This window comes from Anaerotaenia torta (genome assembly GCF_050433395.1).
Lineage (GTDB): Bacteria > Bacillota > Clostridia > Lachnospirales > Lachnospiraceae > Mobilitalea > Mobilitalea torta.
In genome coordinates this window covers 849,331-865,285 of the sequence record NZ_JBNPXH010000001.1, presented here as the reverse complement: position 1 = coordinate 865,285, position 15,955 = coordinate 849,331, and the positions used below count along the sequence as shown (strand labels likewise).

Annotated in this window: 13 protein-coding genes; 2 read left to right on the top strand and 11 right to left on the bottom strand. The window is 47.8% G+C overall.

Going from position 1 to position 15,955, the window contains the following annotated elements; genetic code table 11:
• Positions 1-6: 6 nt before the first annotated feature.
• On the bottom strand, positions 7-924 hold the full coding sequence (locus HNQ56_RS03700; protein WP_429142926.1) for a hypothetical protein: 918 nt from the start codon (positions 922-924) through the stop codon (positions 7-9).
• A gap of 14 nt (positions 925-938) precedes the next feature.
• On the bottom strand, positions 939-3,116 hold the full coding sequence (locus HNQ56_RS03695; RefSeq protein WP_429142925.1) for a sugar nucleotide-binding protein: 2,178 nt from the start codon (positions 3,114-3,116) through the stop codon (positions 939-941).
• Between the two features lie 251 nt (positions 3,117-3,367).
• Here HNQ56_RS03695 and HNQ56_RS03690 point away from each other — a divergent pair, with 251 nt between their 5' ends.
• Positions 3,368-4,216: a hypothetical protein gene (locus HNQ56_RS03690; protein WP_429142924.1), complete on the top strand. Its 849-nt coding sequence runs from the start codon at positions 3,368-3,370 to the stop codon at positions 4,214-4,216.
• A gap of 84 nt (positions 4,217-4,300) precedes the next feature.
• Here the strand turns inward: HNQ56_RS03690 and HNQ56_RS03685 are convergent, their stop codons facing one another.
• Together HNQ56_RS03685 and HNQ56_RS03680 are read right to left on the bottom strand one after the other, a co-directional pair.
• Positions 4,301-4,942 carry a phosphoribosyltransferase gene (locus tag HNQ56_RS03685; protein ID WP_429142922.1) on the bottom strand — a complete coding sequence of 214 codons (642 nt, stop codon included), beginning with the start codon at positions 4,940-4,942 and terminating at the stop codon, positions 4,301-4,303.
• A gap of 168 nt (positions 4,943-5,110) precedes the next feature.
• A complete protein-coding gene (locus HNQ56_RS03680) occupies positions 5,111-5,890 on the bottom strand; it encodes an alpha/beta hydrolase (protein WP_429142920.1) in 780 nt (259 codons plus the stop codon).
• A 305-nt stretch (positions 5,891-6,195) separates the two neighbouring features.
• On the opposite strand from HNQ56_RS03680, the gene HNQ56_RS03675 reads away from it, so the two are divergent.
• Positions 6,196-7,131: a magnesium transporter CorA family protein gene (locus HNQ56_RS03675; RefSeq protein WP_429142919.1), complete on the top strand. Its 936-nt coding sequence runs from the start codon at positions 6,196-6,198 to the stop codon at positions 7,129-7,131.
• A gap of 24 nt (positions 7,132-7,155) precedes the next feature.
• On the opposite strand, the gene HNQ56_RS03670 is transcribed toward HNQ56_RS03675, so the two are convergent.
• The 7 genes from HNQ56_RS03670 to HNQ56_RS03640 form a co-directional block, all read right to left on the bottom strand.
• The gene (locus HNQ56_RS03670; RefSeq protein ID WP_429142918.1) at positions 7,156-8,064 is read right to left on the bottom strand and encodes a GNAT family N-acetyltransferase; all 909 of its coding nucleotides are present in this window, start codon (positions 8,062-8,064) and stop codon (positions 7,156-7,158) included.
• A gap of 369 nt (positions 8,065-8,433) precedes the next feature.
• Positions 8,434-8,667 (bottom strand): CsbD family protein, encoded by a 234-nt coding sequence (locus HNQ56_RS03665; protein WP_429142917.1) that lies wholly within the window; start codon positions 8,665-8,667, stop codon positions 8,434-8,436.
• 119 nt (positions 8,668-8,786) lie between these two features.
• Entirely contained in the window at positions 8,787-9,662 is an 876-nt protein-coding gene (locus tag HNQ56_RS03660; RefSeq protein ID WP_429142915.1) for a carbohydrate ABC transporter permease, read from the bottom strand.
• A 14-nt stretch (positions 9,663-9,676) separates the two neighbouring features.
• Positions 9,677-10,564 carry a carbohydrate ABC transporter permease gene (locus HNQ56_RS03655; RefSeq protein WP_429142913.1) on the bottom strand — a complete coding sequence of 296 codons (888 nt, stop codon included), beginning with the start codon at positions 10,562-10,564 and terminating at the stop codon, positions 9,677-9,679.
• A gap of 125 nt (positions 10,565-10,689) precedes the next feature.
• Positions 10,690-11,961, bottom strand: coding sequence for an ABC transporter substrate-binding protein (locus tag HNQ56_RS03650; protein ID WP_429142911.1), 1,272 nt, complete (start codon positions 11,959-11,961; stop codon positions 10,690-10,692).
• 288 nt (positions 11,962-12,249) lie between these two features.
• A complete protein-coding gene (gene pulA, locus HNQ56_RS03645) occupies positions 12,250-14,220 on the bottom strand; it encodes a type I pullulanase (RefSeq protein ID WP_429142909.1) in 1,971 nt (656 codons plus the stop codon).
• A 79-nt stretch (positions 14,221-14,299) separates the two neighbouring features.
• Positions 14,300-15,904, bottom strand: coding sequence for an MBL fold metallo-hydrolase RNA specificity domain-containing protein (locus HNQ56_RS03640; RefSeq protein WP_429142907.1), 1,605 nt, complete (start codon positions 15,902-15,904; stop codon positions 14,300-14,302).
• Between the last annotated feature and the right edge of the window lie 51 nt (positions 15,905-15,955).

Sequence of the window (15,955 nt, the reverse complement as noted above, 5' to 3'; positions counted from 1 at the left end):
TGCTCCCTACCCCCGTCTCCCATAGAGCCGGATCAGATTTAAAATCTCTTCATCCGCAACCACGTCACTGTCCATCAGCTCGTTCAGAGAGTGAAAAAAGGCAGCTTGATTCCGACTGCTGTAGTGCAAATGCAGATTTGCCTTATAGGTATCCAGCATATTCGGACGGTAACGGTTCGCCCGGACAACCCATTTATCTGCCTCGTTATAATTCTTAATGGAAAGGAACAAATCCGTCATCCAGAGATAATGCGTCGCTGTCATGTACCAGAGATTGTTCTTAAACAGAGTTTCCGCCACATCATTCAGAGTGTAGATATATGCTTCCTGCTCCACACCGGTCATGATTTTCATCCCCAGAACCTCATGGATATAATCCAGGGTAAGAAGATTCATTTCTACATCCTCCGGAAGCTTTTGGAGATGGCTTAACATCTCCTGGGCTGTGGAACGAAATTCCGAAAGTGCGTCCAGAATCACGGACGCGGCATAGTGGGAGGTCTCCGTATCTCTGCTGTTCATGGCGATTGCAATACTCCCCACGCTTCTCTTCGCATTGTCCCTCAAGGTATTTAAAAGAAGCTGGCGCAGGCTTGCCGTATCAGAAACCGCCATGGCATCCTGAATCGGAACATAGTTTATCTCCGTCTCCTGATCCGGAGGCAGCACCAGCTTCTCTCTCTCCTGGCTAAAGCTTACATCGCTGAGATCCACCTTCTTCTTGCGGGTCAAATAGCCCATCATATAGCTCAGACCCAGGGACAGCAGCCCTAAGAAGGGCACAATGAAAATAAACCAGGCGATCAGAAACAGGGTGCTGCGCTGGCCCCTCTTTCTAAGACAGGCCACAATAAATACTGCCAGAGCGGCCAGAGTATTCATTATGCAGATTATCAGTACGGGCCAAAGTCCGGTCAAATCCATAGACAATCCCTCTCCTAAAGCTTCTTTTCCAAATAAGTTACGATTCCCTTCTCCTCCAGTCGCTTCCTGACATGAACCGCTTCCTGGGAATTGGTGTTGGTCAGCAGAACCGCCAGATTGCCGTCCGGCATGGCACCCACATAATCCGTATCCCGAAAGACCCCCTTTAATCGATTGGCGATGTCCGGCAAGGACATGGCTTCCTTGCCGATATAAAGCACGCAGGACTCCACATACCCCTTCTCTCCCGCATTTCGGTAAATATCCAGCATGGCTGCAAAGGCTTCTTCCTGAAGAATGGCCGTTCCGGCAATATACCTGCGGTAGGCCAGGGCATCCAGATAATCCGCATCCCGTACCACCACGGAATAGACCAGAGCTCCGACGATAGTCAGAAGATTGGCCTCATACAGGGTCATCCGCTCATAGGGCATGTCCCATAACAGAATAATAATTCTCATATTATTCCCGTTATCAAACAACGCACTGGCCATCATCGGAAGCTGGTTGTCAAGGGAACGGTTGACATAGACCTGCTTCAGGGTCAGGATCTCGAAGATCTCGCTGTATCTCGATATGGGAATTGACTTCCCCAGGGATCGCGCCCGTTCACTGGAAGCCGAGGCCAAGCGGCAATAAGCGCTGCCGGATACCAGGTATATGGCCACGTCCGGCGTCTCCATAATCTCGGCAATCGTATCCAGTGCGGCAAATAACACCTCACCTGTCTTTGCTCTCTCCAGCCTGGAGGTAATCTCATAGATACGCCCAACGCCCTCCGAACTGCTGATCAGCCGGTCGGCAAAATAATTCTTCAGCTTTGTATTGCTGGAATTAATCACCGTAATATCATTCAACCGGCCCGTGAGAAACTGAATTCTCTCATTCTTATCCTGTTCCATCTCCCGGAACCGGTCCTTGAGATGCCCCACCGTCAGCCCCACCACAAAAATATGTGCGATCCAGATATAGGTATTTACATCAATCAGCAGGGAAAAACCGGATTCTGTATACATCTGCCGGAAGCAATACCCTATCACACTGAGCATCGAGGAAAAAATCGCCTGCTGCCTGCCGTGCATCATCGCAAACAGCAGCACATACAGCAGATAAAAATTAATTCCCTCAAAATACGTACTGCCTGCCGCACGATTATTTAACAGAAAAAAAGGAATAAAGAACACAACACATTCCAAAAACGGAAATGTTTTTTTAAACAAATGCAGCAGGCGGTATTGAATATCCTTCCTTTCCTGCTCTTCCTCCCGGTATAAAAAAAGATTCTTATGCTTCTTCATATAAGAGATAATAAGAGGGATCATTTCCTTATAGCTGTTTCTTATCTCAAAAGTGAATTCGCTGCAGAACCGTTCATTGGATAAAATTGTACGGTGTTTCAGTCCGACGGTCTGATCCGCAATCTCTACCGGATGAGAGTAGTTCTCCTGGATCAGCCTGGCAACCGCATCCTCTGTCACTTCCTCCATGGAGGAAATATGATACAGCGAATGCTTTCTCTCCGGTGCCACGGCCAAAAGATACAATGCCTCAACACCATCCCTGACATACAGGGCGGACAGCACCCTCTTCGCATTCACCTTCAACCGGCCGGCAACCAGTGTTTTCATACACATCCTGGAATAGATATCCGTGCAGGCCTCCCGGTTGGCGGGGATCCCGTACATCCCGGCAATTCGTGCCACCGTAACTTCCATCTGCGTGGTCTGGTTAAAATGCAAGGCCATATTCTCGCCCTGGGAGATGGTCATCCCGCTGAAGCTGTTGGGCGTGGTCGTCATATCTTCCCTGATATCCACAATATATTCATCCTCAAACACCTTGTCCGAGGATACATAAATAAAATGTCTTACCCCAAGAGTAGCCGCACACATCAGCAGATTGTTAAGACCGGCAACATAATTCAAGGTTTCTTCCTTTACACTCTCATCCTTCCAGGAATACAAGGGATCGTAGGCTCCGGTGAATAGAACGACATCCGGGCGGACACTGATTATAACCTCTCTCACACTGGCGCTGTCATAGGGAAATATGTAATGCTCAAATACATGGGAAGGCCTAAGCAGCTTTTTCTTACTGCTTAACATATAGATATTCCAATTTTCCTTATAAAATTTATTAATCAATTCTTCCGTAAAAGTCCCATAGCTTCCTACGATCAGGATGTTGCTCATCGAATATCTCCTAATAACAATTTTGCGCAATAGTTTCTATTTACAACTATAATACAAAGATTATTCAGTTTCAAGTACCTTTTCCCAAATAGTAGGAATCAATTCTTGCATGATCTGGTATTTATTGAGTATTGTTGACAATTGCACCGTTATCCCTTATGATATTAAATGTACTTTAGAAAGCAGGAAAACAATAATCAATTGCAGTGATAAGCGGATACTGCAATCCTATCTTTTATAAAAGGGGAGAAATGAATACTATGAAAAAGGGGCTGTTTGGGTATAAGGCTTCCGAGGTTGACGTGGCATTGAACGCTCTCCGGGAAGAAAACGAAAGCTTAAACTCTACGATTATTACATTGAAGACCCAGATTAAGAACAGTGTGTCCGATGTCAGCGCCAAAGCCTGCCTGCTGGAGGATGATACGAAGAAAGCAGCGGAAGAACTCAAGGCGGTCCGGGAAGAGAATCAAAATCTCCTATCCCAGATTGCATCGCTTTCTGCAGCGGTCGAAGCCTTGCAGCAGAAGAACGCAGAGGCATCAGCCCAGGCCGCTCATTTGCAGATGCAGAGCGAGGATCTGAAGCAGCAATTAGAGGACGAACATGCCCGGCGTAAAACTCTGGAGCGGGATTTTAATATTAGAGCAGCAGAAATACACTCGGCAAGAGAAGAAGCCGCTGCCGCCAACAGTGATCCGGCGGCTGCACAGCCCGCTATGGATGCACCTGCCAATGTGCCGGCTCAGGGGCAGAAGCACAGGGGCAGCCTGGATCAACCCTCGGGCATCTCCCTCCAGGCATACCATAATATGGCTCAAATGCGCAGTGAAATAATGGAATTCCTCCACTTACAGATGAAGAATTATTATCAGCTTTTGAATGAGAACAATTTGAAGATGCGCTCTGCCATGGAGCAGCGTCAGGCAGAATATAATCAGATGCTCCATGAATTTGTATCCAAATCCTCCGAATACTTTATCAACCCCTCTGCTCTGGATTGCTTTTATAATGATATGAATGATTTCACGCTGAATACGGAACAGCTTTCCAGCCGTATGGATGAAATTATGAAGCAATTCATCGAAGAAGCGGATTAGGGATATAGAAGGATGATAGAAAGGGTGTCAGGCACCATAAAACGACTTCGTTTTATGGTGCCTGACACCCTTTCTATCATCCTTCTATAGCTTCATATAGCCATTGCCGCTTACAATGGCTTCCAACCTCTGGTTGTTCTTGCACATGGGACACTCCCCTATGCTATAGCTTCTATAATCCGGAATATCCTTGGCAGTAAATATGGAATGCACCGGATTATTGTCAACCTTATCCACCGCACTGAAGATTGCGCTGATTCCCTGGATAATACCGCCGTAATACTGGATGCATTCCAGACTTTTTCTCAAGGTATCACCGGTGGTAGCGGAAGCGGCCAATAAAAGAATATTCTTACCGCTTACTGCAGGCTGATGATTATTTCTGAAAATCATCTGTCCGTTGGTATTGAATTCCGGAGTAATGATGTACATCGTCTGATGCTTATTCATGGAACGAATTCCGTCATTTGTAAATTTCTGAGCCATAAAGGCTCCGATCACCTCACAGCCGTCCAGACATACAATGGTGTCTATGATAATACTGCTTATATACTGCTTCGCCATAACGCTGGCTGCCTCTGCCGCCTCACTCATTCGGGTCTTCATTGTAGTCAGGTCAATATACTGGTTAATATGGGAGTTACTGGTTGCAAAATGCCCGTGAATAATCTTCATTGCTACTCTCTTGTTCATGGGTGCATAAATCCGGATTGCTCTACTTTCCATTGAATTCCCCCTTCGGTATACATAACTGCATGATCGGCACCTGAAAGCTACTGATTACATTCCTATTATATTCCATAAACCATGTGAAAGCAAGCTCTTCTGCCCATAGAAGGGTGTCAGGCACCATAAAACGAAATCATTTTATGGTGCCTGACACCCTTTCTCTTCTTATGACAGCCACTCCAGCACTCGCTGTATTTTCTCATCCCAGTATTTCCACTGATGGTCACCAGGCGACTCCTCATAGGTCAGATCATAACCCAGCTCCTCCAGGCGCTTTTTTGCGGCACGGTTCTGTTCATAGAGAAAATCCTCCGTTCCGCACCAGATATACACCTTGGGGAGGGGCTTTTTGCTTTCCTTCAGCCTTCCGGCAGCCGCCATCAGGTCATTCTCCGAATTCTCCAGCTCCTCAGGAGATCCGAAAATATTGAGGAACAGCTCCTTATGGTTATCCATCTGACCGCTTCTTAATCCTCCTACCATGTCCAGAGCACCGGACAGACATGCTACCGCCCCAAAGGTCTCCGGGGCGCAGAGCCCCAGCTTCAGGGCCCCATACCCTCCCATGGAAAGGCCGGCGGCAAAGGTATCCTCCCTCCTGTCGGAGATATTCGGAAAGAACTCCCGGCAGATGCCCGGCAGCTCCTGGGAGATGAAGGTCCAATATTTTAACCCGAATTTCATATCCGTGTAGAAGCTGAGATGCACCGCGGGCATCACCACCGCTATCCCCATCTCACTCACATAACGTTCAATCGAGGTTCTTCTCTGCCAGATGGTGTGATCGTCACTCATCCCGTGCAGCAGATACAGCACCGGATATTTGCCGTCCCGACGGCTTCCCTCCATTCCTATCTGCCCTCTTGTGCGCTGGGGCAAAATCACATCCATATTCATATTCATTCCTAATACTTCCGAAAAAAAGTTTACATGTAACAGTGCCATAATTTCTCTCCTCTCATATTACTTCAGCATGCATATTCCAGCCCGGCCCTCCGTATCGGAGATCTTGTACGCCGGAAATATACTTTCCTTTGTATTCGCTTTTATTATAAATGATCCGTCTGTCAAATTCTATAGTATTTTCATGATATCTCTGTGCAGCGGCGGCTTCCCTCAATTAATTTGCCGCCGCAGAATACAGTGTGGTATAATGTCCACGATGAGCAGATTAGTCCTTGAGTTCCTAATCTGCGGATGTTATGATCTAATGAAAGCGTACAAGCTTTACCACAGAAGGAGGCCGCATCGTGTATTATCAAATCCAAGGGAAAATCAGCAAAATTCATCAGAAGGATGTCAATCCCGAGATCTTAACCGTTGGTATCATCAGCCTGGAGGAACTGGAAGCCTGCTATGCGAAGTTCGGCTTTTCCAATCTCACCCTGACTGAATGCAAGGGTGATGGCAGACAGATTCATGGCCCCTTAAACACTTACAATGACTATCTTTTCGGAACGATTACCGGGCTTAATCCGGACCGGATTATCCAGGTTCAGGACCGGATCGCCATTTATATCAAGAAAAACCTGCTGCTGATCGCGGTTATTGAAGACCGGGACGACAGCACCAGAAGAAAGCTTCTGGACCTGATGAAGCATCTGAATCTGTCTAAAATTTCGCTGGAACGCCTGATCTCCGGCTTCCTGGAGCTCTTTATCAATGAGGATTATGTGCTGCTCCTGGGCATTGAGAAGGAGATTGGCGAGCATGAGGAAAAGATCAATGAAGGCCGGCTTGAGAAGAATTTTCAGCGTGAAATTACGGACATAAGAAAGAGACTCATCCTCCTTTATAATTATTATCAGCAGTTCACCGCCGTGGGTGAGGAGCTGGAGGAGAACAGCGCAGACCTCTTTACCGGAGATGCCCTGCATTTCTTTCATATTTTTTCGGACCGTGCCCGGCGCCTGAGTGATAATACCCGGATGCTTCAGGAATACTGCGTCCAGGTCCGGGAAGCATACCAGGCACAGCTGGAATACAATCTGAATAAAACCATGACGATCTTCACGGTGATCACCGCTGTCTTTCTGCCCCTGACCCTGATCGTGGGCTGGTATGGCATGAACTTCACCACTATGCCGGAGCTCACCTGGAAATACGGATATCTCTATGTCATTGTATTAAGTACTGTCATTGCGGTCCTATGTCTGCTTCTTTTTAAAAAGAAAAAATTGCTGTAGGGACTTGTTTTGCCGTTCCGTCACTCAGGCATGGGACAGCACCGGAAGTCCGCCCTTTTGAATAAAATTGTTCCCCATTACAAAAAAGGTGTCCTCTGTGTCTAATAATTCACACTGAAAGGAAGCGGTATCCAAGGGGGTAAAGCCCAGCGTAACCTTTCTCTCCGGCTGGTCCAGCAGGCAGGAAATCACCTCTTCCAAGGAAAACTCCCTGGTACTGAAGATTTCATTGACAGTCATACTCTCTTTTTCATACTCCACTACCGCTGCCAGATCCAATTTCTCGCAGTAATAAATGCACTCCGCCAGGAAGGAGGTCAGATAGAACATGGGCAGATACGGGTTATCCACTAAAGTATACTTTGCAGAAGGCACATTATTCTGCAAGAGCCTCAGCAGCAGCTTCTGATTCTCCGGGGATCTCCCGTCCAGCTTTCGGAAATGATACCCCGATTTCCTGGTGCAGGTTTTGGAATAGATGTACTCCTCCGTCTTCTCAAATCCAAACCGGGGATAGAATTCCCTGACAGAGGAATTGGCGTACAGATAGATCAGATCATACTTCCCCTTGTGCTCCGCAAGAACACACTCAAGCAAGACCCGGCTCAGCCCCTTGTTCCGGTAATCCGGATCTGTCATAACCGTGCCGATCTGCAGGGTTCGGTAGCGCTTTCCCTCAACCGCAAATTCCATGGGATTCACGGATACATTTGCAACAATCCGGTTATTACGTACCAAGGAGTAAGGACAGTACCGATGTGTCCAGTATCCCAGGCTGTACCAGGTCTCAAACTCCAGACCAAAGACTTTCTCTGCCAATTGGCTCATTCCGGTCCGGTATTCGGGAATTTCTTGATACCCGCTGATTAATAAAAAATCATCCTCACCTATCCTTGTCTTTGTTCCCGTCTCTGTCTTCATCCCAGATTCCATATAACCAACCCTGCCTTTCCTACTCTCTGCTATCTGTAGATATCATGAACAAAGACATGTCCATGATATCCTGCTCCAATCGCATGATTAGAAGCAAGCTTGTATCATTCTCATCCCGCTTTATTATTTTATAGATATCATCCGCAGATTAGGAACTCAAGGACTGCGTCCTTTCGTTCATGCTGCGCTTATCCATAACAGCTATAGCATTGATTTAAACGAGCTTGATCAATGCCACACCTGTCATGGACTAATCTGCTCACCGTGGACATTATACCACAAAAAAACCCGGAAGCCTATAGCGTCCCTCCGGTGTACAAGGGAAATCCATAAGCCTCCAGGCCCTCTTATAATACAGCACACACTTATTCATCTGTTCTGCTTATCTTTATCCTTTTTATCCGGGTCTGCCCAGTCAAGGATATCGTTTGCCTTCTCCGCCATCTCTTCCTTCATGTCCTCCAGCTTATTCCCTGCCTTGGATTTCATTGTTTGAAGCTTGCCTTTCAGCTCCAGGCGGTCATTATCCATATACTGCCCCGCAGTTTCCTTTACCTTGCCCATAAAATTATCCTTTGAATTTTTCAAATCCTCTTTTAGCATAGAAACCTCCACAATATCTGCAAAACCCTTGATCCCTGTTTCCGCTGCGGTCTGGTCAAACCGCAGTCCAGGATTATGTGGTTAGGATGTGTAAAAACAGGATAAATATACGGATTTCCTCAGCCTTTTATAGCTCCTGCCGTCATTCCTTTGATGATATACTTCTGCAGGAAAACATATAAAATCAAAATCGGAATTACTACCAGCGTCACCGCAGCGGCCATCAGACCATAATTGGTTCCCTCCTGGGAGGTCAATTGATTCAGCAATACGGTAATCGCCCATTGATTTTTTGTACGCAGGAAGAACATCTGGGTAAACAGATCATTGTAGCTCCATAAGAAGGAGAAAATGGCTACCGTGGCGAAGGACGGCTTTGTCAAAGGTACGATAACCCGGAAGAAGATATGAAGAATATTGCAGCCCTCCATATATGCCGCTTCTTCCAATTCGATAGGAATACTCTTTATATATCCCATTAATACAACAATGGCGAAGGACATATTCCCGGCAATCTGCGGAAGAATGGTGGAAAGCAGGGACAGCCCCAGCTTGTTCGTGTTCACGATTCCCCAGGAATACTGCATCTGGAATACCGGAATGATGGTTGAGAACACGGGAAACATCATACCTGCGATCACTAAACTATATAGCGTTTTTTTAGAAAAGAATTCGTAACGAACCAGCACATAGGATGCCAGGCCTGCCAGCAAAAGTACGATAATTGCCACACTGCCGGAGATAATCAGGCTGTTCTTATATGCGCTTAAGATATTAACACGCTGAAATGCCAGCCGGTAATTGTCCATCGTGAAGAATTCGCCGAAGGGAAGGCGAAAGGAATTGGACAGGATCACTCTTCTGTCCTTAAAGGAGTTCAATACAACCCAGATAATCGGGTAGGTGGTGGTTAAGGCCCAAATACTCAACAAGATAAAAATCAAGGGCTGCCCTAAGGATATTTTGCGCCGTTTTCTGACTTCTGCAGTTTTCATAAGCAACCCTCCTTTTAATATTCTTTTTCTTTAAAGATTACATTTACAGCCTTAGACAGCAGAATTCCCAGCACTACTATAATAACCGCTATGGCCGAGCTGTAATCCACATCATTTGCATTAAAAACCTTATAATACATATAGGTTCCCGTAAGCCAGGTCTCCCCGCTGGGCATTCCCTTCGGGAACATGGTCCAGGGAAGGTCAAACACCTTAAGAGAACCGGTAACAGCAAGAACAATACAGCTGTTAATTACATTGCGAAGAAGGGGAACGGAAATCGATATTACCTGCTGATATGGTGTTGCTCCATCAATTGCCGCTGCTTCATACAGCTCGGCAGAAATGTTATTCAGCCCGGTAACCAGTATAATAAAATAAAAGCCTACATACTGCCACATAACCGGCGTCATCATTGTAATCAGCGCCAGGCTGTTGCTCTTAAAATCAACCAGGCCGGTTGCTCCGAAGACCTGGCGAAGCTGGTTAATCATTCCTTTATCATAAAGGAAAATCAAATTAAACAAAAGGCCGAGAGCTGTTGCAGAAATAACAATCGGGAAGAAATAAACAACTCGGAAAAACTTCGCACCATGAGCAACACGATCCGTTAACAGAGCAAGGATAATCGCAATGCCTACCTGACCGAATACCGTAACGAGCAGCATAATCAAAGTATTTCTGAATGCCATCCACATTTCCGCATCTTTGAATAAGTCAACATAATTACTGTACCATGGATCCAGCCATCCCTTCGCTGCCGTTCCAAGTCCGCTGATCTCCTGAAAGCTGTTAAAAATATTCTTGATAAACGGATAATACAGGAATACAAACATAAATAGAAACGCCGGCGCCAGGAAAAAAATAATTGGTTTTTTATTTTTATAAATATGAGCTGTCATAGTTTTCTCCATTTCTGCGCACGCGCATGAATGCGCGGACTCTTCGCTTATGACTTCTTTTCTTTCGTAAGGCCAGAGAAAGTACATCTCTGGCCTTACCTTACTATTTCATTTATGAGGGTATCTTATTTTTTCAGAGAGGTTATAACCTCATCTACGGCAGCTTTGATATCGCTCTTGCCTGTTACCAGGTTGGGCATACCGTCAAAGATCGGAACTCTGTTCTCAGCGGGAATCTGATCCTGAACAGCGCCTGCCATACCGGTAGCTCCCTGTACTAACTTAAGACCATCTTTTGCCAAAGAGGACAGCTTGGATTCATCCACCTTGGAACCATTCTTCAGCGCGGTTGCGGAAACCTGAGCAAACTTGGAAACCTGCTCGTCAGTGGTCATGTAGGTAACAAAGCTTACAGCAGCGGCACGCTTATCGGGATCATCCCATGCCTTCTTGGTGATATAATATCCGCTGGATAATCCGCCGATAATATCAGTTGCTTTTCTGTTATTCTTGCCAGGAACATAAGTTACCGTGAAGTTATCAATATTGGTGGTTAAGCTCTCGATACCGCCAACCTTCCAGGAGCCGTCAATTAAGAAAGCAGCCTTGTTATCGATAAACATCTGAACGGTTTCATCGTCGGTTCCGCTTAAGGTGTTCTCAGGGAAAAAGCCTTTGTCATAGAGGTCCTTGATATCCTGCAGACCGCTTACCCATGCCTTGCCATGCTCATCATCAACGCTTCCGGGAAGAATGTTGTGTGTTGCAGGTGTTAAATGGTTGTAAATAGTGAACTCGAACCAATAGTGGGGTACGGTAGCCAGGGATGCAGCAATGGGAGCATATCCGGCATCTTTGATCTTCTGGCAGATGGTCATGAACTCATCCCAGGTTGTGTTGGGGCCGGGAATTTCAACACCGGCAGCCTTACATACTTCTTTGTTTACAAACATGCCTTCCCAATATCCGTTCACCGGCACGGAATAGTTCTTTCCGTCTACCGGGGAAGCACCCAGCATACCATCCTTCATGTTCTTTGCATAGTCGGGATACTCCTTGCGGATGGTATCAACGGAGACTACCTTGCCGGCCTGTACAAAGGGGTTGGAGTCCACGCCGTTGAAGAAGAACAGTACATCCGGCTCGGAACCTGTTTCAAAGTCTGCCAGTATTCTGGCTTTGAAGGTCTCGTCGGAAGTAGCGGAGGAATCATTCACCTTGTTTCCGGTCTCCGTCTGCCAGGCAGCTATCGCATCCTGGAAGTTCTGAGCGTTTCCGTCATTTCCTGCGTATGTAGTAGTAACGTTCAAGGTAACCTTTTTGGGTTCTTTCGCTGCGCAGCCAACCATAGACATTGCCAGCGCAAGCACTAACAATAATGCAAGTAATTTTTTCATAAAATACCTCCTATAAATTTGTTAGATGTTTTCCATCTCCTATTGGACGTCAGACTCCGCCTTTTCCCAGAGGCGGATATCTTTCATCTACTGATATCATACCCTAAGATGGATAAAAGGTTAATGCCTCTAATTGCTATTATTTGTCTTTCCTTGTTTTGTTTAATTTGACCATATTTGTCCCAGCTTTCAATTCTCCTTTGTTACTTTATTATAATTGCTTGCTTCCTATATGATAAAAGGCACATCCCTGTCCGGATGTGCCTTTGGTTCTTCCTGCTGCTGATTTTATTTAACTAAAATTAAGGCTGAGATGGGCTCCGTCTCCACTTCCCCGCCGGGATGATGTCCCAGCACCGTGGTTCCTGCCTCCAGTCCCTTTCCATAGATCCTCCAGTCCCCTTCCGGGATGGTTAATTTCCTGCTCTCCCTGCTTGCGTTATAGACCACACAGATCGTCTCTTCCTCACCGGAGAGAAGAAACGCTGCGGTACACGGCAGGGAAACCTCCAGGAAATCCAGGCGGGCCCGCATCTCCTCCGCCGCGGCCAGCCGCAGCAGCCGATGCGCCTTCCGAAATGCAATCAGCCCCTTATAATATTCCACAGCCACCCTGTATTCATGGCAGCGGTTCCACTTCAGGCTGTTAACGGAATCCGGGGAACGATAGCTGTTCTCCTCAAAATCGGTTTCCTCCTCATTCAGCGGCTTACTGCGCAGGAATTCCTCCCCTGCCTGGAAGAAGGGAAGCCCCTGGCAGGTGAAGATAATGGCTGCCGACAGCAAATTCATCCGAAGCCTGTTCTCCAGACTCTCTCCGGGATTGGACAGTGCCAGCTTATCCCATAGGGTCAGATTGTCGTGAGCCGAGACATAATTAACGGTCTGCAGCGGTCCGGATGTCCAGGGCGCGATGCAGGAAGACAGGACTCTTCCATAGTCCACCCCCTGGTGCCAGGCTGAGCCCGCAACGCCGAATTTGATGGTTTCTTCCAGGCCGCCCCTTCCGCTGACAAAGCCCTGCTCCTCCTTTCGGAACACGTTTCCCTTCACCGCATCCCGGAGATCGTCGTTAAAAACCGCAATCCCCGAATTCATGTTTTTAATATTGGCCTTCAGGGCTTTCTTCCAGTCCGGGAGGGGTGACGGGCCCCCGGTCCAGCCTTCCCCGTAAACAAGAATGCCGGGGTCGATTTCATTCAGCACCCTCCGTACTTCGTTCATGGTATGAATGTCATGAATACCCATGAGATCAAAACGGAACCCGTCGATATGGTATTCCCGAACCCAGTACAGAACAGAGTCAAGGATGAATTTGCGCATCATGGCACGCTCCGAAGCGGTCTCACTGCCGCAGCCGGAAGCACTGGAGAAGTCCCCTTCCGGAGTAAGACGGTAATAGTATCCCGGAACAATACGGTTGAAATTGGATTCCATACTTTCTGCCGTGTGGTTGTATACTACATCCATGACCACACGGATGCCCTTTTTATGCAATGCCTGAACCATCTGCTTGAATTCTCTGATTCTTACCTCTCCATGATAGGGATCCGTGGAATAGGACCCCTCCGGAACATTATAATTCCTGGGATCATAGCCCCAGTTGAACTGCTCCTCCGGCTTCCTCTCATCCACCGTATGGTAATCAAAAGCGGGCAGCAGATGTACATGAGTAATGCCCATATCCGCCAGATAGTCCAGCCCGGTCTTCTCTCCGTAGGAATTCACCGTCCCTTCCTCGGTAAAGGCCAGATATTTGCCGGTATAGCGCATTCCCGAACTGGCGTCCGCAGAAAAGTCCCGGATATGAAGCTCGTAAATCACCGCATCCGCCGCATTTTTAAATTCAGGAAGCTTCTCCTCTGTGAAGCCCGGAGGATTGGTGGAGCTCAAGTCGATCACCATTCCCCTCTCTCCGTTCACTCCCACGGCCCTGGCATAGGGATCTGCCGCTTCCCGGGTCTCACCGTCCACCGTTATTTCATAGGTGTAATAGACTCCGTTGAGATCTCCGGCAACCTCCGCTCTCCAGGTCCCTTTGTCATCGGGAAGCATTGGGACACATTCCAGAAGATCCTCTCCGTCCCCGGTACGGTATAACTTTACCGCAGCCCGGCCGGCCGTAGGCGCCCATACCCGGAAGCAAGCGGACTCAGCCGTCCAGACCGCGCCCAGGTCATTCCCCCGGTAATCATTTGCCTCCTCAAACTCTTTTGTCATGAACCTATGATAATATTCCAGCATTTTCTGTTTATCCAAAGTAGCTATACCATACCTTTCTAACACCCTGCGCTCCTTACTCCTGCACAGGCTTAAAATTTATGACCAACCGCTCTCATCAACGGTCCCATTTATCACAAAGGGAATTAATCTGGCTTGTCAGCTTGGCCAGGTCCTTGTTGGCCCCTCCCTTGTTATGCAAAATGACTGCCATAAGGCGTTTGCCGGCCTGTACCAGACGGTCATAAACCGTATCGGCCCTGTCACTGGGTACCGCCCCCTTAGCCTCCACAGGAATGCGGACTCCTTCCCGTACGCATTCATTGGTCATCAGGTCATAGCTGGCACCGCTGAAGGGAGCTACTGCCGAATACCCCAGCTCCTCCTTCAGATGCTGTGTAAACAGCTCACACACCTGATCATCCCCATGGGTTACAAATACTCTTTCCGGCTTCTTCTCAAAACCGGCCAGCCACCGGAGCAGACCGTCACGGTCCGCATGACCGCTGACTCCCGACAGCCGCCTGATCCGGGCATGCACCTGAATGGTCTCTCCAAAGAGCTTAACCTCCTGGACGCCGTCCAAAAGTGTGCGGCCCAACGTTCCCACGGACTGGTGCCCGACAAATAATACCGTGCTGTCCTCCCGCCACAGATTATGTTTTAAATGATGGCGGATTCTGCCTGCATCACACATACCCGCCGCCGAAATGATTACCTTGGGATCCTCGTCAAAATTAATGGCTTTTGATTCATCCGCGGTAATGCTGGTCATAAGGCCGGGGAAGGAAAGGGGATTCACTCCCTTATTTACCAGAGTCATAGCGTCCTGGTCAAAATACCCTACCATATGATCATGGAATATCTGAGTTGCCTCCACAGCCAGGGGACTATCCACATAGACCTTGAAATTGCCATGCCCCTGTACCAAACGGTCGTCCTTGATTTTACGGATATAATATAAAAGTACCTGGGTTCTTCCAACGGCAAAGGAGGGAATCACCACATTGCCGCCCCGGTCAAAGGTGGATTGGAGAATCTCCGTCAGCTCAGCCACATAATCCGGGCTTACACTATGGTTGCGGTCCCCGTAGGTAGATTCCATTACAACATAATCCGCTTCCCGGATATACTGGGGATCGTTGATCAGCGGCTGGTCAATGTTGCCGATATCCCCGGAAAATACGATTTTCTTCGTTGTATCTCCCTCGGTGATCCATATTTCAATACTGGCGGAGCCCAGCAGATGGCCCACATCGGTAAAACGAACCTCAACCCCGTCAAAAAGCCGGAAGGTCTCCCCATATTCATGGGATACGAATCTGCGTATGGTAATCATCGCATCCTCCATGTTATAGATGGGCACCGCCGCCTTATCCCCGGACCGCTTTCCCTTACGGTTCTTCCACTCCGCTTCCGCCATCTGAATGTGGGCACTGTCACGAAGCATGATATTGCACAGGGCACTGGTGGCGGAAGTGGCGTGAATATCGCCCCGGAAGCCTTCACTCACCAGCAGCGGCAGCTTCCCTGAATGATCCATATGGGCATGGGTCAGAAGCACTGCGTCAATTGCGCCGGAAGCCACCGGTATGCTTTGGTTCTCAAAAGCATCCTTGCCCTGCTCCATGCCACAGTCAATCAGAATATTCTTTCCGCAGGCCTCCAGATAATAACAGCTTCCCGTAACCTCATGGGTTGCCCCCAAGAACGTAACCTTCATAGAAAATTTCCTCCTTTTTTGGGGTGTCAGGCACCGGCACCCGCCGGTGCC